This is a genomic window from Bradyrhizobium sp. LjRoot220 (genome assembly GCF_964252915.1).
In the GTDB taxonomy this organism is placed as follows: Bacteria; Pseudomonadota; Alphaproteobacteria; order Rhizobiales; family Xanthobacteraceae; genus Bradyrhizobium.
Genome location: NZ_CAXUPS020000008.1, coordinates 30163 through 51180, shown reverse-complemented (window position 1 = coordinate 51180; position 21018 = coordinate 30163). Strand labels below are relative to the sequence as shown.

Below are 21018 nucleotides of genomic sequence, written 5' to 3'. Positions count from 1 at the left end.
CATCCGGGCTACGTGCCGATTGTCCCTGCGACCCGTCTCCGCTGACAACAGGTCGGTGTGTTACAGTTTCGGCACGCCGCGCGGGCCGGGCAGCAGCTTTTCTTCCTCCTCGATAAGCTGGCGGTCCACGAGGCGAATGATGAACATCCTGTTCATCTTTCTCAGGGCTCCACTGTTGCCGTAATCCTTGTCGGTGATCTCTAGAAGCAAACCTTCACCGAGATTTAGCGGGGTATCCAGCTTGATCCGCGAGCATTCCGTCGTGAACTGAAGGCAAACGCTGTGAGTGACTTGATCCGCCGCCAGGTCGGATTCAATACGAGTCTCAATGTGCATAATCTTCTGGGAATGTGGGCCAGCGAGCAAGGAAAGTCGCTGGCCATCGCAGTACCGCCCCTCGCCGAAGATCTTTTCGCTCAATGGCCCGCCGCCGCCAACCCAAAGCTTCTTGCATGCCGACTGCGACGCGAATACGTCCGCTTCACGCCAGTCCATCCCTGTACGAAATCCCAGAAGGTCTCGTTTGAGCGTGCCAGCGTGAGTTGTCCCGGCAAGGGACATAACGAGAGCGCTTACAAGGATATATATGCGGATCATGCAAAGTCCCTCTTGGTTGGACAAATCTGATAAGAGTTGCAAGGCCCTATAGCAAGTTGGCGCCCTCTTGCGATTCCTGATGACCCACCAACTATCCACATGAAGACGTATTCGCGGTGGTCGAGAGAGCTTGAGCGGAATCTTTGTTCAGCATCGGGCGAATCGAGCCGACCTCCGGCCAGGCTTCTCAAGCCCGTTCGAATCAAACGAACCCTTTCAGCCTCCAACTTGAAGGCAATCTTGCATCGGCGCCGCCCAAAGCAGGCGTTGCAGCAGGACCCATCAGCTGGTTGTCTCAGGGGACCGCTTTGCTTGTTCGCAAGGACGCCGAAAAGGTCGGGCAAATAGGTAGCGAGTGAATGCGGGGCGCAATTCGGCCTGGTCGCTTCTCATCGAATGGTCATTGACCCCACAACATGGGGATATGAGGCCCGCCGGAGCTTTAGCGAAGGCGGCACGCAGGAACCATGCGCCGCGGCATTAATTATAGCGTGCTGTGGTAGTGACCTCGCCAAACAACAACGCCCTGTGGTTATGGGTCCCGGCTCAAGGCCGGGACGACGATGGTTTTGTAGCCCGCGGAACCATTCCCGCGCTGAAAGCCGCTAATTTTAGCCTCATTGAAATCATTGTTATTTTCGCCTCGTATGTTTCGTCGCGGCCGCTGCGACGAAACAATTCTCCGCAGCACGAAACCATTTTGCCCTTGGCGTGCAGACATCCCGAAACGTTCGTTAACTAGAAATCTCCCAACGACACGCCGCCGAGCGGCGAATTGGGAGTTTGTCATGACGAACGTGATTGCCATCAACGCCGCAGCCCGCAAGCACATCGCCGATGCCCGTGCGACATCGGACGAAGCGCTGCTCCAGAGCATTGCCAAGGGCGGGCGCACGGCGATGCATGTGCTTTATTCCCGTCATAACGTTCGGGTTTATCGCTTCATCCTGCGCATGGTGCGCGATACCACGATGGCGGAAGACCTCGTCAGCCAGGTGTTTCTGGACGTGTGGCGCACCGCCAGCCAGTTCGAAGGCCGCTCCCAGGTTTCCACCTGGCTGCTGTCGATCGCCCGCTTCAAGGCGCTGACCGCGCTGCGCCAGCGCAAGCATGAGGACATCGATCAGGACGACGTGCTGGAGATCGCCGACGAATCCGACACGCCGGAGGCGTCGCTCGACCGCAGCAACACCAGCGCCATCCTGCGCGCCTGTGTCGCCAAGCTGTCGCCGGCGCATCGCGAGATCATCAACCTGGTCTACTACCACGAGAAGTCGGTGGAAGAGGCCGGCGCGATCATCGGTATTCCCCAGAGCACGGTGAAGACCCGGATGTTCTATGCCCGCAAGCAATTGGCTGACTTGCTTAAGGTCGCCGGCATCGACAGCATCGCTGCGTAATTCGTAAGTATTTCAATCCGTTAGATTGGTATTGGAGGCAGAAACCGGGTCGATTTCGAAGCCAAAGATTAAAGGCGACGAAACAAATGAAACAATCGGCGACATCACCCGGAAAAACTCAGCCCCTATACCCATCATCAACAACGCAACGCCAACGCCGAACAGGAGAGCGAACATGCTGAAGCCGTCCTTCCGCTTTTTCATTATCCCGCTCGGCGCGGTCTGCACCCTGGCCTCACTGTCCGCCCAGAACGCCTCGCCCCGCGCCCAGCGCGATGCCGGATCGAGCGTGGTGCGCGAACAAGTGGTCGATTGCAGCACCAAGAGCGCCGCCGAGGTCTGTGTGATCCCGGACGTCGTTCGCTGACAAGTTTCTGACTGGCCGGCCAAGCTTCCACCGACCAAGGCTTAACCTCCCAAGAACCTCCAACGACCCGGCCGGGATGCCCCCCGCCGGGTCGCTTTGTATTTGGGATTGGTCAATTGGCCGGTATATTTGCAACTAATTCGCATTTGCATTATCATCAGGGCCGGACTTTATGAATTTTAGCAATCAGGGGGAGGCCACCATGTTCGTCTCGTATCGCGCGGCCATTGGCGCGTCAGTTTTGCTCGGCCTCGTCTCGGGCGCGGCGATCGCGGCTGGGGATTTGTCGCGGCAAACGCCGATCGAAGTCACAGTCACATTGGGCTCGCCGGGCAAGCATGAATTCGCGCCGAAGCAATTGAAGCTCGAGACCGGCAAGCTCTACAAACTGATCCTGCGCAACGACAGCAACGATCCGCATTACTTCACCTCGCACGCGTTCTCGCAGATGGTGTGGACGCGAAAGGTACAGGTCACGCAGCAGCGCGACGGCAAGAGCGTGACGCTGGCCGAATTCAAGGGCGCGATGCGCGAGATCGAGGTTTATCCGGGACACTCCGCCGAATGGTGGCTGGTACCGGTCGCCGCCGGCCGCGCCACCGACCTGCGCTGCGACATCAAGGGCGCCGACGGCAAGACCCATGCCGATCTCGGCATGACCGGCGAGATCGTGATCGAGTAATGTTGCACTTCTTGCTTGACGCAATCGAGCCGCTCGTGATGTTTGCCGCTGACAATGGATGCTGCGGCAAACCCGGATGAAGTTCGGCTGCGAAAGGGATCCTCGCTCAGGGAAAGATTTGTCCAGGCGGGCTCCGGCGCTGTAGTTTTGCTGATCCTTGTCCCGGGCCTGCTTACCTGGGCCTCGGGCGGTCGACCATTTCTTCCAGCGCTCTGGGCCCTGCCGATCGGATTGTTCGTGATCGGCGTTGCCGCCCTTAAGCGCAATGTAGCCTGGATCATTACGCAAGACGGCATCCTGATCGGCGAGCAGCGCCCGTTTGGACGGGTGCGCAAGCGAATGATCAGCAGTCACGACATTGCCGACGTCCGCGTCCGCGAACGGTTTAGCTACCCTGTTAGTTTCAGCCTCGTGTTCAGACTGACATCAGGGGATGTCTTGACCTCGCCACCGCTGCCGGACATCACGCGCGTTAACGAAACCACCGCAATTGTTACGGGATTGCTCGGCCTTCCCGATGCCGCACCCGTCGACAACCCGCTCGAGGCCGGCAACGCCGAGATCATCCTTGGCTCGCCGGTCAACCCCGATTTCGGTCGCGTGATTCGCATGACCGTGCCGGTTGTGGCCGGACTGTGCGCGCTGCCGTTCCTCATCGTATTCTGGATCGGCGACGCGGAACTGGCGCTCGGGCTCCTCCTGCCGCTCGGCTTTCTCGCTGCCTTTGCACTCTATCGCTACGCGTACCGATTGGCCGGCTCGTTCTGGATCATCGGTCGCGGCGAAATCCGCGTCGAGCGCCTTGCGTTGAACGGTGAGCCATCTGCCGAGACGATCAGAGCAGGCGATGTTGCAGCGATCGAGGTCGGCGAGCCCGATGGCGAGGACCGGACCTGCACCATCAGCATTCGGTTGCACACAGGCCAGACCTTCCGCTGCCCGACCAAGCAAGACGAAAATGGGGCACGCGCCCTGCGCGCAGAAATCATTCGGCGTCTCAATGCTGCTCCGGATGCCGGAACATTGTCCGGATAGAGGACCTCTGCTGCAAAAGCCGCGGTACTGTTATCGCATCCGGCATGATAGGATTCACGCCAGGTTAGCGACGATGGATGGTGCCGATGTTCGAAGGCTGGGATGCCGTTGTATTGGCCCGGGCGCAGTTCGCGTTCACGATGTCGTTCCACATCGTATTTCCCGCCTTCTCGATCGGGCTCGCCAGCTATCTCGCGGTGCTCGAAGCGCTCTGGCTGTGGACCGGGCGCGAAGTTTTCATCAATCTGTTCAATTATTGGCTGAAAATTTTCGCCGTCGCCTTCGGCATGGGCGTGGTGTCGGGCATCGTGATGTCCTACCAGTTCGGCACCAACTGGTCGGCTTTCTCGGACAAGACCGGCCCCGTGATCGGCCCGTTGATGGCCTATGAGGTGCTGACGGCGTTCTTCCTCGAAGCCGGCTTCCTCGGCGTCATGCTGTTCGGGCTCGATCGCGTCGGCCCAAGACTGCATTTTTTTGCGACCCTGATGGTCGCGGTCGGTACGCTGATTTCGGCGTTCTGGATTCTGTCCGCCAATTCCTGGATGCAGACGCCCACCGGTCACGCCCTCAATGCCGAGGGGCAGTTCATCGCGGCCGACTGGCTCAAGGTGATCTTCAATCCATCGTTCCCCTACCGTCTCGTGCACATGGTGCTGGCGGCGTACCTCACCACCGCGCTGGTGGTCGGCGCGGTCGGCGCCTGGCATCTGCTGCGCGACCAGCATCTGGCTGGCCCGCGCGTGATGTTCTCGATGGCGATGTGGATGGCAACGCTGGTGGCGCCGCTCCAGATTCTGGCCGGCGACCAGCACGGGCTGAACACGCTGGAGCATCAGCCGGTGAAAATCATGGCGATGGAGGGTCACTTCCAGAGCCACAAGGACGGCGCGCCGCTGATTCTGTTCGGCTGGCCCAATGAGGCCGCGGGCAGGATAGATTACGCGATCGAGGTGCCCAAGCTCGGCTCGCTGATCCTCAAGCATTCGCTCGACGCGCCGATGGCCGGGCTCGACACCGTGCCGCGCGAAAACTGGCCGCCGGTACCGATCACGTTCTGGTCGTTCCGGGTCATGGTCGGCATGGGGTTGCTGATGCTGGGGCTCGGCCTGCTCAGCTTGCTGATGCGCTTCCGCGGCACGCTGTACAGTTCGCGCCTGCTGCACATGTTTGCGGTCGCGATGGCCCCGTCGGGCTTCATCGCCGTGCTGGCGGGCTGGGTCACCACCGAGACCGGGCGTCAGCCGTTCACGGTGTATGGCCTGCTGCGGACGGTCGATTCGGCGTCGCCGCTGGCGGCGCCCGCGGTCGGCTCGTCGCTGATCGCCTTCATCATCGTCTATTTCGTGGTGTTCACCGCCGGCGTGATCTACCTGCTGCGCCTGATGGCGCAACCGCCGCATCACGGCGAGGAAGGTCCGCGCAGCGACCTGCCGGCCCGCGCCGCCGGCATCACGCCGGCCGCCGGCGTCGCCGCGGAGGGAGCGATCCGATGATCCCCATCGACCTTCCGACCATCTGGGCCTTCATCATTGCCTTTGCGGTGTTCGTCTACGTCGTGATGGACGGTTTCGACCTCGGGCTCGGCATCCTGTTTCCGCTGTTTCCGAAGAAGGCCGATCGCGACATCATCATGAACAGCGTCGCCCCGGTCTGGGACGGCAACGAGACCTGGCTGGTGCTCGGCGGCGGCGGCCTGATGGCGGCGTTCCCGCTGGCCTATGCAGTGCTGATGCCGGCGCTCTACACGCCGATGATCGTGATGCTGCTCGGCCTGGTGTTCCGCGGCGTCGCCTTTGAATTCCGCTGGCGCACCACGCGCGAACGCAACCGCTGGGACCTCGCCTTCGCCGGCGGCTCGCTGCTGGCGACGCTGGCGCAGGGCATTGCGCTCGGCGCCATCCTGCAGGGCATTCATGTCTCGGGACGGCAATATGCCGGCGGCTGGTGGGACTGGCTGACGCCGTTCAGCATCCTGACCGGCATCGCGCTCGTGATCGGCTATGCGCTGCTCGGCGCCACCTGGCTTGTCATGAAGACCGAAGGCGAACTGCGCGACCGCGCCTATCATCTGAGCTGGCTGCTGCTGGTCGCGATGCTGTGCGCCATCGGCATCGTCAGCATCGCGACGCCGTTCCTGCACGTGCAGTACACCCAGCGCTGGTTCGCCTGGCCCAACATCCTGCTGACCGCGCCGGTGCCGGTCGCGGTGGCCGGTGTCACCGTGTTGTTGCTGCGCAGCCTCGCCAACAAATATGACTATCAGCCGTTCTTCCTGACGCTGGCGCTGTTCGCACTGTCCTATGCCGGGCTCGGCATCAGCATGTATCCCTATATCGTGCCGCAAAGCATCACGATCTGGCAGGCGGCCTCGCCCGCGAACAGCCAGCTGTTCATGCTGGTCGGCGTCGCCATACTGATCCCGCTGATCCTCGGCTATACCGCGTGGGCCTATTGGGTGTTCCGCGGCAAGGTCAAAGCCGAAAGCGGCTATCACTGATGACCAAAGCGTTTTCCAGCGAAGTGGACGGCGGTTCGCGTCAGGACAACGCGCCAAATCCAGAATCCGGGGCGCCGTTCCGATCCGATCGGAACGGAAAAAGCTCCAGCGAGCCGCGGCCGCTGACGCAGCGCCTGCTCTGGTTTGCCGCGCTCTGGCTTGGCGGCGTCGGTACGGTTACACTGATCTCCTACGGCCTGCGGCTCTGGATCGCGCCGAAATGAGGCCTGTGTCATCATCGCCGGCGATGGCGATCAACGAAAATAGAAGCCATTCCAGCAGGATACCAACCCGCCTGCCCTAAACTTGCCATCAAGCTGGCCCTGAGATTTGATGGTTCCGCTGATTTGGCTAAAAGCCCCCAACCGATTGGCCAACGCGCCCGCAAGGAGAGCTCCGCAATGACGAAGTTTCGGCACCTGATCTGGATGTTGATCGCAACCAGCGGTCTGGTCCTTTCAGCCTCGCAGAGCAACGCGCAGATGCGGCAGCCCGATGTGGGCGACCAGCCGGGGCTGATCGCCGACGAATCCGTCCAGCTCGACCCGCAGTTCAAGAAGACGGCGGTGCTCTACCGCACCAACGAGGCGCCGGGCACCATCATCGTGGTCACCGCCGAGCGCCATCTCTATCTGATCCAGGGCGGCGGCCGCGCGCTGCGCTACGGCATCGGCGTCGGCCGCGAGGGCTTCACGTGGCAGGGGCTCGTCAACATCACGCAGAAGAAGGAATGGCCGGACTGGACGCCGCCGCCGGAAATGATCCAGCGCCAGCCCTATCTGCCGCGCTTCATGGCCGGCGGCCCCGGCAACCCGCTCGGCGCGCGGGCGATGTATCTCGGCACCACCGTCTACCGCATTCACGGCACCAACCGGCCCGACACCATCGGCACCGCCGTCTCCTCCGGCTGCTTCCGGCTCGTCAACTCCGACGTCGCCGACCTCTATGAGCGCGTCCCGGTCGGCACCAAGGTGATCATCCGGCAGAAGCCCGAACTGTAATTGCGACAGCGCCGTCTCTCCTCCGCAGATCTCTTGTCTGCAGATCTCTTGTCTGCAGATCTCGTCCGCAGATCCATTTCCCTGAAATTGGTGAGTTGAAAAATGCTACGTAATTTTCGAGGCGGCCTCCTCATTGGGCTGGCGGTCGCAACCGCGGTCGCGGCTGCCGCAATCACCTATGAACGCTATGACACCAAGACGCTGAAGCGGACGCTCAAGCGCGGCGAACTGCTGTGCGGCGTCAACAAGGGCCTGCCCGGTTTCTCGATCCCCGACGACAAGGGCGACTGGACCGGCTTCGACGTCGATTTCTGCCGCGCGGTGGCGGCGGCGATCTTCGACGATCCCAAGAAGGCGAAGTTCATTCCCCTCGACGCCAGCGAACGCTTCAGGGAACTTTCGAGCCGCAAGGTCGACATTCTCTCGCGCAACTCCACCTGGAGCATGTCGCGCGAGGTCAATAACGCGCTGTATTTCCCGGCCGTCGCCTATTATGACGGCGAAGGCTTCATGCTGCCGGCCTCGCGCAAGATCGATTCCGCGCTGGACCTGAACAACAGCAAGATCTGCGTGCAGGAAGGCACCACCACGCTGCTCAACGTCGCGGACTATTTCCGCGCCAACAACATGAAATACACGGAGATGAAATTCCCCAAGCTGGACGATGTCGTCAAAGCCTATAATGAGGGCAAGTGCGACACCCTGACCGCCGACGTCTCCCAGCTCTACGCGCTGCGCATCAACCTCTCCAAGCCGGACGACCACACCATCCTGCCCGACGTCATCTCGAAGGAGCCGCTGGCGCCCGTGGTGCGGCAGCGCGACGACGACTGGATGATGATCGTGAAGTGGACGCTGTATGCGATGATCAACGCCGAAGAACTCGGTATCACTTCGAAGAACATCGACGAAGCGCTGAAGTCGAAGAAGCCCGACGTGATGCGACTGGTCGGCACCGAAGGCGCCTACGGCGAGGACCTCGGCCTCACCAAGGACTGGGCCGCCCGCATCATCCGCCACGTCGGCAATTACGGCGAGATCTATGACCGCAATGTCGGCGCCGAATCCAAGCTGAAGATTCCGCGCGGACTGAACTCGCTCTGGAGCAACGGCGGCATCCAGTACGCGCCGCCGATCAGGTAGGCCCGAAAGCCCGCCGCACCCTCGACTGTCATCACCCGCGAAAGCGGGTGATCCAGTACGCCGCGGGCTGTCGGTTCTATCATCGGCGTCTCTGGATACTGGGTCGCCCGGTCAAGCCGGGCGATGACACTGATTTTTGCCGCGGCAGACGCGGCTCAATAACTCTTCAGCCGCGCCAGTTGATCGGCGTGGTAATTGCTGTCGCCGAACAATTCCTGGCAGACCCGCGCGCGCTTCATGAAGAAGCCGATGTCGAACTGGTCGGTCATGCCCATGCCGCCATGCATCTGCACGCCTTCCTGCACCGCCCGCGTCGCGGTGGTTCCGGCGCGCGCCTTTGCAACAGCGACCGCGGCACCGGCCTTGTCGAAATCGCCATCCAGCGTCTGCAGCGCCTTCAGCACGGCGGCGCGGGTGATCTCGATATCGATATAGAGCTCGGCGGCACGGTGCTGCAGCGCCTGGAATTCGCCGATCAGTTTTCCAAATTGCTTGCGCTCTTTCAGATACGTCACGGTGCGGCCGAACACTTCTTCGCTCAGGCCGACCATTTCGGAGGCGACCGCGCCGCGGCCGATGTTGAGCACGCCTTCGAGTAGCTGATAACCCTGATCGACCTCGCCGAGCACGCTGTCCGCATTGACCTCGACATTATCGAACTCGATCCGCGCTGCATTGTGCGAATCGACCATCGCAGTGCGCTCGACCGCAAGACCCCTGGTCTTGGGATCGACCAAAAACAGCGTCAGCCCGTCGCGATCGCCGGCGGCGCCACCGGTGCGCGCCGCGACGATCAGCAAATCGGCGGTATGGCCGTCGACCACAAAGGCCTTTGCGCCGCTCAGCTTAAAGCCGTTGCCGGATCGCACCGCCTGCAATTTGACCTGCAGCGGGCGATGTTTTGCGCCCTCATCAATCGCGAGCGCCGCCAGCAGCGAACCGTCCGAGATCTTCGGCAGATGCGCGGCCTTTTGCGCGTCGCTGCCGCCCCGTGTCAGCGCCGAGGCCGCCAGCACCGCGGTCGACAGGAACGGCGACGGCATCAGGGTGCGGCCGATTTCCTCCATCACCACGCCGGCCTCGACGGCACCGAGCCCGCTGCCGCCAAAATTCTCCGGCACCAGCAGGCCGGAAAAACCCATCTCGGCAAAGGCCTTCCAGAGTTCGCGGGAAAATCCCGTGGCGTCCTTTGCATCCCGGAGCTGTCGCAGGTGCGACACCGGCGCCTTGTCGCTGATAAGGCCGCGCGCGCTGTCGCGCAGCATGGATTGTTCTTCGGTGAGGACGAGGGCCATGGAGGGATTCCGGTTTCGAGGTGAATTAAGCTACTTGGTCGTCCCTGCGAACGCAGGGACCCATACGCCGCGGCCTATCGGATGGAAATGGAGCTGGCGTCACAACCAATACTCAGCAGCGGTGGCTATGGGTCCCTGCGTTCGCAGGGACGATAGAGTGAGGCTGAGAGACTAAGCCCCCGGCAGATCGAGAATCCGCTTGGCGACAATGCCGAGCATGACCTCGCTCGTGCCGCCTTCGATCGAATTGGCCTTGGTGCGCAGCCAAGCGCGCGGGCGGGCGCCGCCTTTCGAGCGCTCGCTTTCCCATTCCAGCGCGTCGACGCCGCCGGCCGACATCAGGATTTCGTAGCGGCGCTTGTTGAGCTCGGTGCCGTAATATTTCATCGCCGAGGAAAATGCCGGATGCGACTGGCCGGCTTTCGCCAAATCGACCGCGCGTTCCGCGGCTGCCGACAGCGCCGCCTCGTCGATCTCGAACGTCGAAATCTGGCCGCGCAGCATCGGATCTTCGAGCCGGCCCTGCTCGTCGGATCCGACCGAGTCAGCCGCGACCTGGCCGAGCGGACGGCCCACGCCGCGCTCGCCCATGCCCGAGATCATCGCGCGCTCGTGCTGCAGCAGATATTTCGCCACATCCCAGCCCCGGTTGACGGTACCGACGACATGCGATTTCGGCACCCGCACGCCATCGAAGAAGGTTTCGCAGAACGGCGAGGCACCCGAGATCAAGAGGATAGGTTTGGTCGTGACGCCCTTCGACGTCATGTCGAACAGAATAAAGCTGATGCCGTCATGCTTCTTCGCGGCGCTATCGGTGCGCACCAGGCAGAAGATCCAATCGGCGTAGTTGGCATATGACGTCCAGATCTTCTGGCCGGTGATGATGAAATCATCGCCGTCGCTCTCGGCGCGGGTCTGCAATGAAGCAAGGTCCGATCCGGCGTTCGGTTCGGAGTAACCCTGGCACCAGCGGATCAGGCCCGCGGCGATCTTCGGCAGATGCTCCTTCTTCTGCGCCTCGTTGCCGTACTTTAGCAGCGCCGGCCCGAGCATCCAGATGCCGAAGCTCGACAACGGCGAGCGCGCGCCCATCGCCGCCATCTCCTCGCGCAACACCTTGTGCTCGGCGCGATCAAGCCCTCTGCCGCCATATTCCTTTGGCCAATCGGGCACGGTCCAGCCCTTGTCGCGCATCCGCTCGAACCAGACGCGCTGCGGCTCGGAGGAGAATTTGGCGTTGCGGCCACCCCAGAACGTGTCGCTTTCCGAGGTCATGGGCTTGCGCATTTCCGGCGGGCAATTGGCCTCGAGCCAGGCGCGGGTTTCACGGCGGAATTGATCCAGATCGGACATGGTGCGTTTCCATATTGGACGGGTTGAAAAGACCTTAGTCGCCGCATCGAGGAATTCAATAACTCTCTGCACTACGCCATGCTTAGGCTGCCGTAGTCACGCGCGGGGATCGGGTGTATCGCAGAGACGGCAACGATTGAAAAACAAGAGGAAACCGACATGCGGCTGAAGTTGCTTTCGCCTGGCGAAATGAGCCCCGACCAAAAGGAAACCTACGACGAGTCGATTGCCGGCAAGCGCGGCGCGGCACCGGCGCCGATGATGGCCTGGCTCAACAGCCCGCAGATGGCCAGGCATGCCACGCGCCTCGGCGAGCAGCTTCGTTTCAACACGATCTTTCCGGCTAAGCTTTCCGAGATCGCGATCCTCGTCACCGCACGGCACTGGACCTCGCATTACGAATGGTACGCGCACAAGCGTCTGGCGCTGAACGGCGGCATGGATCCAAAAATCATCAATGATATCCGCGATCGCCGCACGCCTGATTTCGACGATCCCAAGGGCCAGATGATCTACGACGTCGCCAAATCGCTGCATGAGGGGCACGGCGTCTCGAAGCCGCTGTATGACGCGGCGGTGGAATTGCTCAGCGTGCGCGGCGTGACTGAGGTCATCGGCCTGTGCGGCTATTACACCATGGTCTCGATGACGCTGAATACGTTTGAGTTCGGGCTGCCTGACGGCGAGGTGTCGGATCTGGCGTAAGATTTGGAAACGCATGGTTTCCGAATTGCCGGTACCCGCTTCTGGGATCCTCCCTACTTTGAAATTTTAGCAAAGCAAACGGAGACATCGACATGCCCGATAACCCACCTATCATCGCAGGCACACGCATCGGGCATGTCCATCTCAAGGTCGCCGATCTCGAACGCGCGCTCGGGTTTTACTGCGGCGTGCTCGGCTTTGAGATCATGCAGCGGATGGGCTCGGCCGCGGCGTTCATCTCGGCCGGCGGCTATCACCATCACATCGGGCTCAACACCTGGGAAAGCAAAGGCGGCCATCCGCCGCCGCCGGGCACCACCGGGCTGTTCCACACCGCGATCCTCTATCCGACGCGGCCGGCGCTGGCCGATGCGCTGCATCGCGTGATGCAGGCCGGCATTGCACTCGACGGCGCCAGCGACCACGGCGTCAGCGAGGCGCTGTATTTGCGCGATCCCGACGAGAACGGCGTCGAACTGTACCGGGACCGACCCAAGGAAGAGTGGCCGCGCGCGGCGGATGGATCGCTGTCGATGTTCACGAAGCGGCTGGATCTCGAGGATCTGTTGAGACCGCGGCTGACTTAGTTCAGGTGCCTGACGACAAGACCGGCCACATACAGGCCGGCGCTGAAAATCAGATGCGTGACGATGGTTTGAATTCGGACAGCCGCTGCACGCGACGTGCGGCTGCCAGCTATGCCGGCGCCCATGCCCGGCTGCATCAGCAGAAAGGGAGCGGCGGTGCTTCCGATTCCGACGATGAGCGCCGGACCGATGGTGGGATGATGTGCCCAGTCGAGGCCCCACAGCACGAGCAGCGCCACCGCAAAGCCAATGCCGGTCAGATAATGCGCCGCCCATCCGATCGCGCGTTCGCCTCTCACGCTGCGCGAACTGGCAATGTGCTCATGGCGAAAACGTCCGCCTATCATGTGGCCGAGCCAACGGCCAAGCAGTGCGTAGTCGAGTCCGGGAATGCCAAGCAGCCGCGTCCGCGCAATGGCCCAGGCATCCATCAGCGCGGTGGCTCCAATTCCGATCGGGATGGCGTGTTTCAGATAATCTGATGCGTCAACCATGCGCGCGACCCGTCGATACGGCCTGCGCCCTGATCATCCAGCATGCAGCAGTGAAGCGAACCTCATTGTCGTGCACAAATGGCTCGAACCCGGCTCGCACCCGTTCTATCACCCTCGCGCGGGTTGGTTCATCTGCGTCCTGAAGGGCCAGGCCGACCGGGCCAAGCAGGTTGATGTAGCGATCCAGGGCCTGCGCTGGAAATGCGCAGGCAAGATCGCGCGCGGAAATATCGATGCCGGCCCAACCGGCCTGCCTGAGGATGGCGTCGACGCGATCCCGATCCGCAAAGCCGAACTGCCCCGGCGCGTTGGGCTGGCGCGCGGGCAGGTTGGGCAACAGCGGCCGTGCGGCCCGTTCAGCCGTCGTCATGAAGGGGTTTTCCGCCGCGCTGCGCCAGACAATGCAGCGAAGCGCGGCTCCGTCGCTGGCAGCCCGCCGCAGGTTTGCGAAGGCCGCAACCGGATTTTCGAAGAACATGACGCCAAGCCGAGACACGATGGTGTCGAGGCTTTCGGGCTCGAATGCGTAGTCCTGCGCGTCGGCGCAGACGAATTTCGCCCGCGAGCCCTCGCGCAAGGCATGAGCGCGGGCGGCTTCGATCAACGGATCCGAAATATCGATGCCGGTGCAAACGCCGTCCGGCCCGAGCCGCCCCGCGATAGCGCGGGCGATTCGCCCCGCTCCACAGCCGAGGTCGAGCACACGGAGATTCGAGCCGGCGGCAACCTCGCCGATCAGCAGTTCCTCGAACGGCTCGAACATCCGGTCGAGCACGTCCTGCGCTGTGACCCAGGCCCGGCCGGCATGGCCATTCCACAGCGCGCGTTGCTCGTCATTGCTCTTCGCCACGTTCATGAGTTGCTTCCTTTCACTTGCCTGCGCGATGCGCTAAGCCACTGTGCCAGTTCAAGCCGACTTGAGGTCAAGAGAAATGATGACAATGGACATCGTCGAGGTTGCCCGACGCTCGGGAGTTCCCGCCTCGACATTGCGCTTCTACGAGGAGAAGCGGCTGATCAAATCGATCGGAAGGCGCGGCATGCGCCGCGTGTTCGACGCCCCGGTCCTGGATCGGCTGGCGCTGATCGCGCTCGGGCGCGTCGCCGGCTTCTCGCTCGACGAAATCGGGCGCATGTTCGCGCCGGACGGTCGACCACGCATCGACCGACGGGCGCTTACCGCCAAGGCTAAGGAACTCGACGATACGATCCGCCGACTTGCTGCCATGCGCGACGGCCTGCGACATGCCGCCGCCTGCCCCGCACCGAGCCACATGGAGTGTCCAACCTTCCGCCGTCTTCTGCGTGCCGCGGCATCCGGCGCGCTGGGAGGCCAGGACAAGAAAGCGCCGAGCAAGAGGCGGGCTAGCGGCGCCCGCGAATCATGATCAGCACCGCCGCAATCAGCTCGAGACCGATGCAGCCATAGAACGGCAGCGAATAGCTGCCAGAGATATCGCGCAGCAGGCCGATCACGCCGGGGCCGAACGCGTAGGTGATCTGGTTGATCGCGGTGATCAGGCTCACCAGCACGCCAAACGAGCGCGGGTCGAATTCGCGCTGCACGATCAGCGCCGGCAGCGTGATCAAATTGCCGACCGAAAACCCGAACAGCGCGCAGGCCGCCATCAGCGCATAGTCATTGTGCACGTTGATCACGACCAGCAGCGCCACGGCCTGGCTGACGAACGACAGCGCCGAGGCCAGCCGCTGGTTCATCTGGTCGATCACGAACGAAAACAGCACACGGCCGACCACCGCCATCGCGGTCAACAGCGCCACCGCGATGGCCGCGCGCTCGCGCCCGATCACCGAATCCAGGAACGCGATCAGGTGCACGATGAAACCGACCTGCGCGAACAGCACCAGCGCGAAGGCGGACGACACCGAGAGGAAGCCGATATCGCGAAACGCCCGCGCGCGAATCTGACCAGGCGATGGCGCATCCACTTCGGTGACTGCGCCCCCGTTTGCGCTCGCATGGCCCGGCGGCCGTCCGACGTAGATCAGGATGACCGGCACCATCAGCACGACCATCACGACCGCAGCGGCGATCATTGCGCCCGGGAAGCCGAAATAGCCAATTCCCGCCACCAGCAGCGGCACGCCGGCGATGCCGCCAAAACTGGCGCCGTTCAGCGCCAGGCTGATTGCCATGCCCCGTTTCTTGTCGAACCAGAGGCCCAGCGTGTTGGTGATCATACCGAGGCTGGTGCCGGCCCAGCCAAAGGCGAGAAAACCATTGGCGAGATAGAGCTGCCAGGGTTCGCGTACCTGTCCGATGGTAACGGCAGCGATTGCCATCGTGCAGATGCCCGCGATCATGCAATTCCGCGGACCGAACCCCTTGATCGCCTCGCTGACAAAGGCAACCAGCGCCGCGCCGGACAGATAAAAGAACGTCGTGCCGAGCGAGATCAGCGAGGCCGGCCAGCCGTGCAGGCGCTGCAACTCGGCGACATAGACGCTCTGGCCGTAGAACCCGAGCCCCCAGCCGAAGGTCGCGAGCAGGAAGCACACCAGGACGATACGCCAGCCGTCATAGCGGAGCGAGGTTTCGTCGATGGTGGTGTGGATGGGACCCTTCAGCATTTTTCTTTTGTTGCTCTTGCACCGTCATGCCCGGGCACAGCCGTCTGAAGGACGGCGTCGCTTCCGCTCGCCTATGCCCGGGCATCCACGTCTTCTTCTTCGTGGAGCATCAAGCACGTGGATGGCCGGGACAAGCCCGGCCATGACGACGGTTAGCAGATCACAAAACAAAAAGCTTCGGCGCAGACCGAAATGTCAGCAGCTGTCATCAGGCCCTTTTCGGCGGCTCGTAGAAGAAGCGCTCGCGGAAAATCTTGTCGCCGCGCCATTCCTGCATCGCGACTTCGTCGATCCGCATCGTCTTGCCTGACGGATAGGTGAAGTCGAAGATCCAGTGGATCGCGACACGGTCACCATCGAGAACCGAGGACACGCAGGTCGTAACGACACTCGACACCCGCTCCAGCGTGGCGCGCTCCTGCCCCACCAGCACGTCGCGGCCGACACGCGGCGGGGCGCTGTTCTCCTGCATGGTGGCGTCTTCGGTGTAATAGCGCTCAATGGCGCCGGCATGGTCGCCGGAGACGACTGTTGCGATGAACTCGTCAAGACGCGCGCGTGAGGGCATGGGAGCCTCCAAATTGAGACTGAGATCAGATACTGGGACCGGGCATTTCGTCAACTTCGCGCAGCTTTGCCCGCCGCCGCGCAAACGACGCCAGCGACAGCACCGCCAGCCCGAGCAGCACCGGCGGGAACACCACCATGTTGACCATCGACCAGCCGTAATGCGCCAGCAACTGGCCGGACGAGAACGAGCCGATCGCCATCATTCCGAACACCAGGAAATCGTTGAAGGCCTGCACCTTGTTGCGTTCCTGCGGCCGATGCGTCTCCAGCACCAGCGCGGAGGCGCCGATGAAGGCAAAGTTCCAGCCGACGCCGAGCACGATCAGCGTCGCCCAGAAATGCATCGCGGTGATACCGGATAATCCGATCAAGGCGGCCGCGGCTTCGAGCAATAGACCCAGCGCCACGATGCGGGGCGCGCCGAACCGCGCGATCAGCGAGCCCGTGAAGAAGCTCGGGCCGTACATCGCCACGATGTGCCACTGAATGCCGAAATTGGAATCGCTGACGGTAAGCCCGCACATCTTCATCGCCAGCGGCGCCGAAGTCATGACCAGATTCATCATGGGGTAGGCGATCACGCCGCACAGCGCCGCCGCAATGAAGCGCGGCTGTCGCGCGATCGTAAACAACGGCCGGCCGCCATGCATGTCGGCGGCGGCAGGCCTCGGCGCATCGACGCCTGACAGCACCACCATCGCCACCAGCGCCACGACCGCTTGCGCCAAGAAACTAAAAGCAAACAGATAAGGCGACCAGATATCCATGGTCCATTGCACGAGCTGCGGACCGAGCACGCCCGCGAACACACCGCCCGCCATCACCCACGATACCGCCTTGGGGCGGAAGCCGACGCTGGCGCCGTCGGCGGCGGCAAAGCGATAGGATTGCGCGACCGCGCCGTAGAGTCCGCCGAAGAACGTCGCCAAACAGAACAGCCAGAACGATCCATACAGGATCGCGACCGCGCCGAGCGCGCCGGTGAGCATCCCGCAGCCGGTACCGATGATGAAGGCGACGCGGCGGCCATAGGCGCGCGAGATCGCGCCGGTCGGCAGCGTGCCGGCGGCAAGGCCCAGCACATACATCGAGATCGGCACCGTCGCGAGCGACACGTCGGGCGCCAGCGTCGCGCCGACGATCGAGCCGGTGGCGAAAATCACCGCTGAATTGGCGCCGGTCAGCGCCTGCGCCGCCGCGAGACGCAGCACATTGGCGCGCGCCCGCGCGTCATCGGCGACCTCAGTGGTAGCAGTGGTATCCAGCATCGGCATTCCCGCCCGGCAGGCCCCGGCGGGAGCCGCAATTCATTGGCCTGTTTGATTTGCGGCACTATGGAGTTGCGCGGCGGCGCGATCAACCGACGCAAACGGGCGCGCGCTATGCGCTGGGCTCACCCTTTGTCGATCGCGCGAACACCAGAATCATGTTGTTCGCCGGCATCGGCACGGTCTCGACCAGGGCGAGGCCGACGCCTTCGGCCAACCTCTCGACATCGGCGATATCGCGCACGCCCCATTCCGCGTCGCGGTCACGCAGGCTGGTGTCGAAGATGGCATTGCTCATCGCCGTGTGCTTGCCGTCGCGCTTGAACGGGCCGTAGAGAAACAGTCGCCCGTCGCTGCGCAAGTAACGCGCCGCGCCCGCGAACAACCCTTCCGCGACGCGCCACGGCGCGATGTGAATCACATTGGCGCAGAACACCGCCAGCAATTCACGAGGCCCGCTGCCGTCCTGCATCGCAGGCGACCATGCGGGATCGCTGAGATCGATCCGCATTTCGGGACGGATGTTCGGCAGGCCCGTATGCGCGCGCCACGCCGCGATGCTTTTCAGATGCGCGTCGTTGAAATCGCTCGGCCACCAGACGATGTCGGGCGCATGACGGGCGAAATGCACCACATGCTGGCCGGTGCCGCTGCCGGCCTCCAGCACGTCGCCAGATTTGCCAGCGAGGAATTTCTGCAGCACCGCCCAGATCGGCGCATGGTTGCGATGGAATGCAGCCGCGTCCAGCCGGCCGTCGGCCTCAATCGGCCGGCCATCCTTGCCAAACTCCACCACAAACTCAGCCACGGCGAAATCTCACTTCAAATCCCCGCAATAGATTTCTTTGAGCAGCTGCAGGACGCGCAGCGCGCGCTGATCGACCACGCGGTAATGCAGCGTCTGCGAGGCCCGCCGGAATTCGACCAGGCCATCGGCGCGCAATTTGGCCAGGTGCTGCGACAGCGCCGACTGACTGAGCTTGGCGACACCGACGAGTTCACCCACGGTCATTTCGCCACGCACCGCGAGAAAACACAGAACCAGCAAACGCTTTTCATGACCGAGCAATTTGAGCAGTTGCGCGGCCTCGCCGGCCTGTTTCGCCAGTTTGTCCAGTGACGCCTCGTCTTCAGCGGCGTTTCCCGCGGGTATCTTGTTGGCCGTTGCCGCTTCTGCTCTCATCGCTTCATATCCGGATCGGAAATCGGCGCCGACAAGGCGCGATGTAGCAGTTTATCGTGCCGACGGTTATTTAGCATTGACTAAATTAGTGAACGCCGATAAACCGGCAAAAAAGCAACAAATCATGCGGCCATGTGGCAGCAAGGGGAATGAAACGTGCGGCCTGATCTCTGGCGCAGCATATCTCTACTGTCGAGCACGGGCGCCCACACGCACCTTGGCCGGCGTTCCCTGCTGGGCCTCGGCGCGGCGCTGACCGGCAACCTCGCGCTCGGCGCCAAACACGCCCACGCCGAAACCTCTCCCGCCTCCCCGCCCGCCGACGCGCCATGGTCGCAATCGATCGGGCCCGGCGTGGTCGACCGGCCCTATGGCCGGCCCGCCGACACCGAGGCCGGCGTCATCCGGCGCAACGTGCCGTGGCTGACCGCCGGCACCGAATCCTCGATCAGCTTTTCGCCGCTGCAGGATCTGCACGGCATCATCACGCCGAACGGGCTGTTTTTCGAGCGCTACCACGCCGGGCGCCCGGACGTCGATCCGGACCAGCACAAACTCATGATCCATGGCCTGGTCGAGCGTCCGCTGCTTCTTTCCATGAAGGACATTGTGCGTTTTCCGCAGGTCACGCGGATCCATTTCATCGAATGCCCGGCCAATGGCGGCATGGAATGGCGCGCCGCGCAGTTGAACTCGCTGCAGTTCAATCACGGCATGATCTCCTGCGCGGAGTGGACCGGGGTGCGGCTCTCCACGCTGCTGGAAGAGGTCGGCATCAAGAAGGAAGCCAAGTGGGTGATGGTCGAGGGCGCCGACGGCGCGCACATGAACCGCAGCCTGCCGCTCGACAAGTGCCTCGATGATTGCCTCGTGGTTTACGCGCAGAACGGCGAGGCGCTGCGGCCGGAACAAGGCTATCCGCTGCGGCTGGTGGTGCCGGGCTGGGAAGGCAATGTCAGCATCAAATGGCTGCGCCGGATCAAGCTCGGCGACAAACCCTGGCATTCGCGCGAAGAGACCTCGAAATATACCGACCTGATGCCAGACGGCACCTCGCGCGGCTTCACCTGGCTGATCGACGCCAAATCCGTCATCACCTTCCCCTGCCCGGAAAAGCCGCTGGATCGCCCCGGCCTCTATGAAATCAGGGGATTGGCGTGGACCGGCAACGGCAAGGTCAGGCGCGTCGACGTCTCGACCGACGGCGGCGTCAACTGGCAGAGCGCGCGGCTGCATGAGCCGGTGCTGTCGAAGGCGCTGACGAAATTCACGATACCCTGGCGCTGGGACGGCGGGCCGGCGCTGCTGGAATCCCGCGTCATTGACGAGACCGGCTATGTGCAGCCGACCATCGCGCAACTGCGCAAACAGCGCGGAACCAATTCGGTCTACCACAACAATTCGATCCAGACCTGGCAGGTGAAGGGCGACGGGAGCGTGTTCGATGTCCAGCTCGGCTAGGCGCCTCGCGCTGCTCTGCGCCGGCATGGTAGTCGTGGCCGGCAGCATCGCCTGCGCCGCCGAGCCCGGCTATTACGGCTATGGCGAGCGGGCGACGGCCGAGCAGATCTCGGGGTGGGATATCGATGCGCGGGGCGAGGATGGCGTGGGCCTGCCCGCGGGCCGCGGCGGCGTGCACCGGGGCGCGGAGGTCTATGCCGAGCAGTGCGCGGCCTGCCATGGAACTTTCGGCGAGGGCGAAGGCCGGTTTCCCAAACTCGCCGGCGGCGCCGGATCGCTGAGGGATGACCGGCCGGAGCTGACAGTGGGCAGCTACTGGCCGTTCGCGCCGACCCTGTGGGACTACATTAACCGCGCCATGCCGATGGCCGCACCGCACACATTGTCAGCCGATGACGTTTATGCTTTGACCGCCTATATTCTGAACTTGAATGACCTCGTTCCCAGTGAATTCGTCGCCGATCGGGAAAGTCTGCCGAAAGTCAAAATGCCCAATCGCGACAATTTTCTCTGGACCGATCCCAGGCCCGATACGGCGGCGAAACCGTGCATGAGCGCATGCGTTGACCCCGCCGGCGTTAAAATCGTGTCTTCGGCGGAAGGCAAGAACCTGACGCCGCGCACGACCGGACCACTCGACACGATGCAAGCTAAGTAAGATTGGCAGGCTAAGTAGAACTGGCAAGCCGCGTAGAATCGGCAAGCGAAATAAGATTGGCAACCGAATTGAATTACGGGAAACGTCCTTGACCAACATTTCTTCGAGGAAAACCGGCCTGATC

At 62.7% G+C, this 21018-nt stretch carries 25 protein-coding genes; 14 read left to right on the top strand and 11 right to left on the bottom strand.

The genetic code is table 11. The features are described 5' to 3' along the window. Positions 1-60: 60 nt before the first annotated feature. Positions 61-495 carry a hypothetical protein gene (locus ACSQ84_RS27865; RefSeq protein WP_436214935.1) on the bottom strand — a complete coding sequence of 145 codons (435 nt, stop codon included), beginning with the start codon at positions 493-495 and terminating at the stop codon, positions 61-63. 890 nt (positions 496-1385) lie between these two features. On the opposite strand from ACSQ84_RS27865, the gene ACSQ84_RS27860 reads away from it, so the two are divergent. Beyond that, positions 1386-1997, top strand: a complete 612-nt coding sequence (locus ACSQ84_RS27860; protein WP_436214934.1) for a sigma-70 family RNA polymerase sigma factor — start codon at positions 1386-1388, stop codon at positions 1995-1997. Between the two features lie 12 nt (positions 1998-2009). On the opposite strand, the gene ACSQ84_RS27855 is transcribed toward ACSQ84_RS27860, so the two are convergent. Then, positions 2010-2174, bottom strand: coding sequence for a hypothetical protein (locus tag ACSQ84_RS27855; RefSeq protein WP_436214933.1), 165 nt, complete (start codon positions 2172-2174; stop codon positions 2010-2012). On the opposite strand from ACSQ84_RS27855, the gene ACSQ84_RS27850 reads away from it, so the two are divergent. From ACSQ84_RS27850 to ACSQ84_RS27815, 8 genes are all read left to right on the top strand, one after another. Then, positions 2173-2364, top strand: coding sequence for a hypothetical protein (locus tag ACSQ84_RS27850; RefSeq protein ID WP_436214932.1), 192 nt, complete (start codon positions 2173-2175; stop codon positions 2362-2364). The two genes, ACSQ84_RS27855 and ACSQ84_RS27850, sit on opposite strands and share 2 nt — an antisense overlap. 202 nt (positions 2365-2566) lie before the next feature. Further along, positions 2567-3046, top strand: a complete 480-nt coding sequence (locus ACSQ84_RS27845) for a hypothetical protein (RefSeq protein ID WP_436214931.1) — start codon at positions 2567-2569, stop codon at positions 3044-3046. A 237-nt stretch (positions 3047-3283) separates the two neighbouring features. Continuing rightward, positions 3284-4081, top strand: a complete 798-nt coding sequence (locus ACSQ84_RS27840; protein WP_436214930.1) for a hypothetical protein — start codon at positions 3284-3286, stop codon at positions 4079-4081. A gap of 86 nt (positions 4082-4167) precedes the next feature. Further along, a complete protein-coding gene (locus tag ACSQ84_RS27835) occupies positions 4168-5577 on the top strand; it encodes a cytochrome ubiquinol oxidase subunit I (protein WP_436214929.1) in 1410 nt (469 codons plus the stop codon). Further along, the gene (gene cydB / locus ACSQ84_RS27830) at positions 5574-6581 is read left to right on the top strand and encodes a cytochrome d ubiquinol oxidase subunit II (RefSeq protein ID WP_436214928.1); all 1008 of its coding nucleotides are present in this window, start codon (positions 5574-5576) and stop codon (positions 6579-6581) included. Before ACSQ84_RS27835 ends, cydB begins: the two co-directional genes overlap by 4 nt. A 122-nt stretch (positions 6582-6703) precedes the next feature. Next, positions 6704-6805 (top strand): DUF2474 domain-containing protein, encoded by a 102-nt coding sequence (locus ACSQ84_RS27825; RefSeq protein WP_192735727.1) that lies wholly within the window; start codon positions 6704-6706, stop codon positions 6803-6805. Between the two features lie 177 nt (positions 6806-6982). Beyond that, entirely contained in the window at positions 6983-7582 is a 600-nt protein-coding gene (locus tag ACSQ84_RS27820) for a L,D-transpeptidase (RefSeq protein WP_436214927.1), read from the top strand. 102 nt (positions 7583-7684) lie between these two features. Continuing rightward, on the top strand, positions 7685-8725 hold the full coding sequence (locus ACSQ84_RS27815; protein ID WP_436214926.1) for an amino acid ABC transporter substrate-binding protein: 1041 nt from the start codon (positions 7685-7687) through the stop codon (positions 8723-8725). Between the two features lie 155 nt (positions 8726-8880). Here the strand turns inward: ACSQ84_RS27815 and ACSQ84_RS27810 are convergent, their stop codons facing one another. Both ACSQ84_RS27810 and ACSQ84_RS27805 read right to left on the bottom strand, forming a co-directional pair. Then, entirely contained in the window at positions 8881-10020 is a 1140-nt protein-coding gene (locus tag ACSQ84_RS27810; RefSeq protein ID WP_436214925.1) for an acyl-CoA dehydrogenase family protein, read from the bottom strand. 171 nt (positions 10021-10191) lie between these two features. After that, positions 10192-11376, bottom strand: a complete 1185-nt coding sequence (locus ACSQ84_RS27805; protein ID WP_436214924.1) for an acyl-CoA dehydrogenase family protein — start codon at positions 11374-11376, stop codon at positions 10192-10194. Positions 11377-11535: 159 nt separating this feature from the next. On the opposite strand from ACSQ84_RS27805, the gene ACSQ84_RS27800 reads away from it, so the two are divergent. Together ACSQ84_RS27800 and ACSQ84_RS27795 are read left to right on the top strand one after the other, a co-directional pair. Next, positions 11536-12081, top strand: coding sequence for a carboxymuconolactone decarboxylase family protein (locus ACSQ84_RS27800; protein WP_436214923.1), 546 nt, complete (start codon positions 11536-11538; stop codon positions 12079-12081). 92 nt (positions 12082-12173) lie between these two features. Beyond that, positions 12174-12668, top strand: a complete 495-nt coding sequence (locus tag ACSQ84_RS27795; RefSeq protein ID WP_436214922.1) for a VOC family protein — start codon at positions 12174-12176, stop codon at positions 12666-12668. Here ACSQ84_RS27795 and ACSQ84_RS27790 read toward each other — a convergent pair. Together ACSQ84_RS27790 and ACSQ84_RS27785 are read right to left on the bottom strand one after the other, a co-directional pair. Continuing rightward, positions 12665-13162, bottom strand: a complete 498-nt coding sequence (locus tag ACSQ84_RS27790; protein ID WP_436214921.1) for a DUF2938 domain-containing protein — start codon at positions 13160-13162, stop codon at positions 12665-12667. The genes ACSQ84_RS27795 and ACSQ84_RS27790 overlap by 4 nt on opposite strands. Further along, positions 13155-14018 (bottom strand): class I SAM-dependent methyltransferase, encoded by an 864-nt coding sequence (locus ACSQ84_RS27785; RefSeq protein ID WP_436214920.1) that lies wholly within the window; start codon positions 14016-14018, stop codon positions 13155-13157. Before ACSQ84_RS27785 ends, ACSQ84_RS27790 begins: the two co-directional genes overlap by 8 nt. Positions 14019-14094: 76 nt before the next feature. On the opposite strand from ACSQ84_RS27785, the gene ACSQ84_RS27780 reads away from it, so the two are divergent. Beyond that, a complete protein-coding gene (locus ACSQ84_RS27780; RefSeq protein WP_436214919.1) occupies positions 14095-14550 on the top strand; it encodes a helix-turn-helix domain-containing protein in 456 nt (151 codons plus the stop codon). Here the strand turns inward: ACSQ84_RS27780 and ACSQ84_RS27775 are convergent. The 5 genes from ACSQ84_RS27775 to ACSQ84_RS27755 all read right to left on the bottom strand — a co-directional run bounded on the left by ACSQ84_RS27775 (position 14528) and on the right by ACSQ84_RS27755 (position 18775). Beyond that, positions 14528-15754, bottom strand: a complete 1227-nt coding sequence (locus ACSQ84_RS27775; protein WP_436214918.1) for an MFS transporter — start codon at positions 15752-15754, stop codon at positions 14528-14530. The genes ACSQ84_RS27780 and ACSQ84_RS27775 overlap by 23 nt on opposite strands. Before the next feature lie 208 nt (positions 15755-15962). After that, the gene (locus ACSQ84_RS27770) at positions 15963-16322 is read right to left on the bottom strand and encodes a nuclear transport factor 2 family protein (protein ID WP_436214917.1); all 360 of its coding nucleotides are present in this window, start codon (positions 16320-16322) and stop codon (positions 15963-15965) included. Between the two features lie 25 nt (positions 16323-16347). Beyond that, positions 16348-17592 carry an MFS transporter gene (locus tag ACSQ84_RS27765; RefSeq protein ID WP_436214916.1) on the bottom strand — a complete coding sequence of 415 codons (1245 nt, stop codon included), beginning with the start codon at positions 17590-17592 and terminating at the stop codon, positions 16348-16350. A gap of 112 nt (positions 17593-17704) precedes the next feature. Next, positions 17705-18400, bottom strand: coding sequence for a DUF938 domain-containing protein (locus ACSQ84_RS27760; protein ID WP_436214915.1), 696 nt, complete (start codon positions 18398-18400; stop codon positions 17705-17707). A gap of 9 nt (positions 18401-18409) precedes the next feature. Next, a complete protein-coding gene (locus tag ACSQ84_RS27755; RefSeq protein WP_436214914.1) occupies positions 18410-18775 on the bottom strand; it encodes an ArsR/SmtB family transcription factor in 366 nt (121 codons plus the stop codon). A gap of 180 nt (positions 18776-18955) precedes the next feature. On the opposite strand from ACSQ84_RS27755, the gene soxC reads away from it, so the two are divergent. Both soxC and ACSQ84_RS27745 read left to right on the top strand, forming a co-directional pair. Further along, positions 18956-20236 (top strand): sulfite dehydrogenase, encoded by a 1281-nt coding sequence (gene soxC, locus ACSQ84_RS27750; protein ID WP_436215148.1) that lies wholly within the window; start codon positions 18956-18958, stop codon positions 20234-20236. A 25-nt stretch (positions 20237-20261) separates the two neighbouring features. Beyond that, a complete protein-coding gene (locus ACSQ84_RS27745) occupies positions 20262-20894 on the top strand; it encodes a c-type cytochrome (RefSeq protein WP_436214913.1) in 633 nt (210 codons plus the stop codon). Positions 20895-21018 lie beyond the last annotated feature (124 nt).

What these genes read in the sequence shown, in the direction of transcription:
- ACSQ84_RS27820 (WP_436214927.1), top strand. Translation starts at nt 6,983, where the DNA reads ATGACGAAGTTTCGGCACCTGATCTGGATGTTGATCGCAACCAGCGGT.
- ACSQ84_RS27845 (WP_436214931.1), top strand. Translation starts at nt 2,567, where the DNA reads ATGTTCGTCTCGTATCGCGCGGCCATTGGCGCGTCAGTTTTGCTCGGC.
- ACSQ84_RS27785 (WP_436214920.1), bottom strand. Translation starts at nt 14,018, where the DNA reads ATGAACGTGGCGAAGAGCAATGACGAGCAACGCGCGCTGTGGAATGGC.
- cydB (WP_436214928.1), top strand. Translation starts at nt 5,574, where the DNA reads ATGATCCCCATCGACCTTCCGACCATCTGGGCCTTCATCATTGCCTTT.
- ACSQ84_RS27780 (WP_436214919.1), top strand. Translation starts at nt 14,095, where the DNA reads ATGATGACAATGGACATCGTCGAGGTTGCCCGACGCTCGGGAGTTCCC.
- ACSQ84_RS27790 (WP_436214921.1), bottom strand. Translation starts at nt 13,162, where the DNA reads ATGGTTGACGCATCAGATTATCTGAAACACGCCATCCCGATCGGAATT.
- ACSQ84_RS27815 (WP_436214926.1), top strand. Translation starts at nt 7,685, where the DNA reads ATGCTACGTAATTTTCGAGGCGGCCTCCTCATTGGGCTGGCGGTCGCA.
- ACSQ84_RS27850 (WP_436214932.1), top strand. Translation starts at nt 2,173, where the DNA reads ATGCTGAAGCCGTCCTTCCGCTTTTTCATTATCCCGCTCGGCGCGGTC.
- ACSQ84_RS27835 (WP_436214929.1), top strand. Translation starts at nt 4,168, where the DNA reads ATGTTCGAAGGCTGGGATGCCGTTGTATTGGCCCGGGCGCAGTTCGCG.
- ACSQ84_RS27745 (WP_436214913.1), top strand. Translation starts at nt 20,262, where the DNA reads ATGGTAGTCGTGGCCGGCAGCATCGCCTGCGCCGCCGAGCCCGGCTAT.
- ACSQ84_RS27865 (WP_436214935.1), bottom strand. Translation starts at nt 495, where the DNA reads ATGGACTGGCGTGAAGCGGACGTATTCGCGTCGCAGTCGGCATGCAAG.
- ACSQ84_RS27765 (WP_436214916.1), bottom strand. Translation starts at nt 17,592, where the DNA reads ATGCTGGATACCACTGCTACCACTGAGGTCGCCGATGACGCGCGGGCG.
- ACSQ84_RS27855 (WP_436214933.1), bottom strand. Translation starts at nt 2,174, where the DNA reads ATGTTCGCTCTCCTGTTCGGCGTTGGCGTTGCGTTGTTGATGATGGGT.
- ACSQ84_RS27800 (WP_436214923.1), top strand. Translation starts at nt 11,536, where the DNA reads ATGCGGCTGAAGTTGCTTTCGCCTGGCGAAATGAGCCCCGACCAAAAG.
- ACSQ84_RS27860 (WP_436214934.1), top strand. Translation starts at nt 1,386, where the DNA reads ATGACGAACGTGATTGCCATCAACGCCGCAGCCCGCAAGCACATCGCC.
- ACSQ84_RS27770 (WP_436214917.1), bottom strand. Translation starts at nt 16,322, where the DNA reads ATGCCCTCACGCGCGCGTCTTGACGAGTTCATCGCAACAGTCGTCTCC.
- ACSQ84_RS27775 (WP_436214918.1), bottom strand. Translation starts at nt 15,754, where the DNA reads ATGCTGAAGGGTCCCATCCACACCACCATCGACGAAACCTCGCTCCGC.
- ACSQ84_RS27805 (WP_436214924.1), bottom strand. Translation starts at nt 11,376, where the DNA reads ATGTCCGATCTGGATCAATTCCGCCGTGAAACCCGCGCCTGGCTCGAG.
- ACSQ84_RS27810 (WP_436214925.1), bottom strand. Translation starts at nt 10,020, where the DNA reads ATGGCCCTCGTCCTCACCGAAGAACAATCCATGCTGCGCGACAGCGCG.
- ACSQ84_RS27795 (WP_436214922.1), top strand. Translation starts at nt 12,174, where the DNA reads ATGCCCGATAACCCACCTATCATCGCAGGCACACGCATCGGGCATGTC.
- ACSQ84_RS27755 (WP_436214914.1), bottom strand. Translation starts at nt 18,775, where the DNA reads ATGAGAGCAGAAGCGGCAACGGCCAACAAGATACCCGCGGGAAACGCC.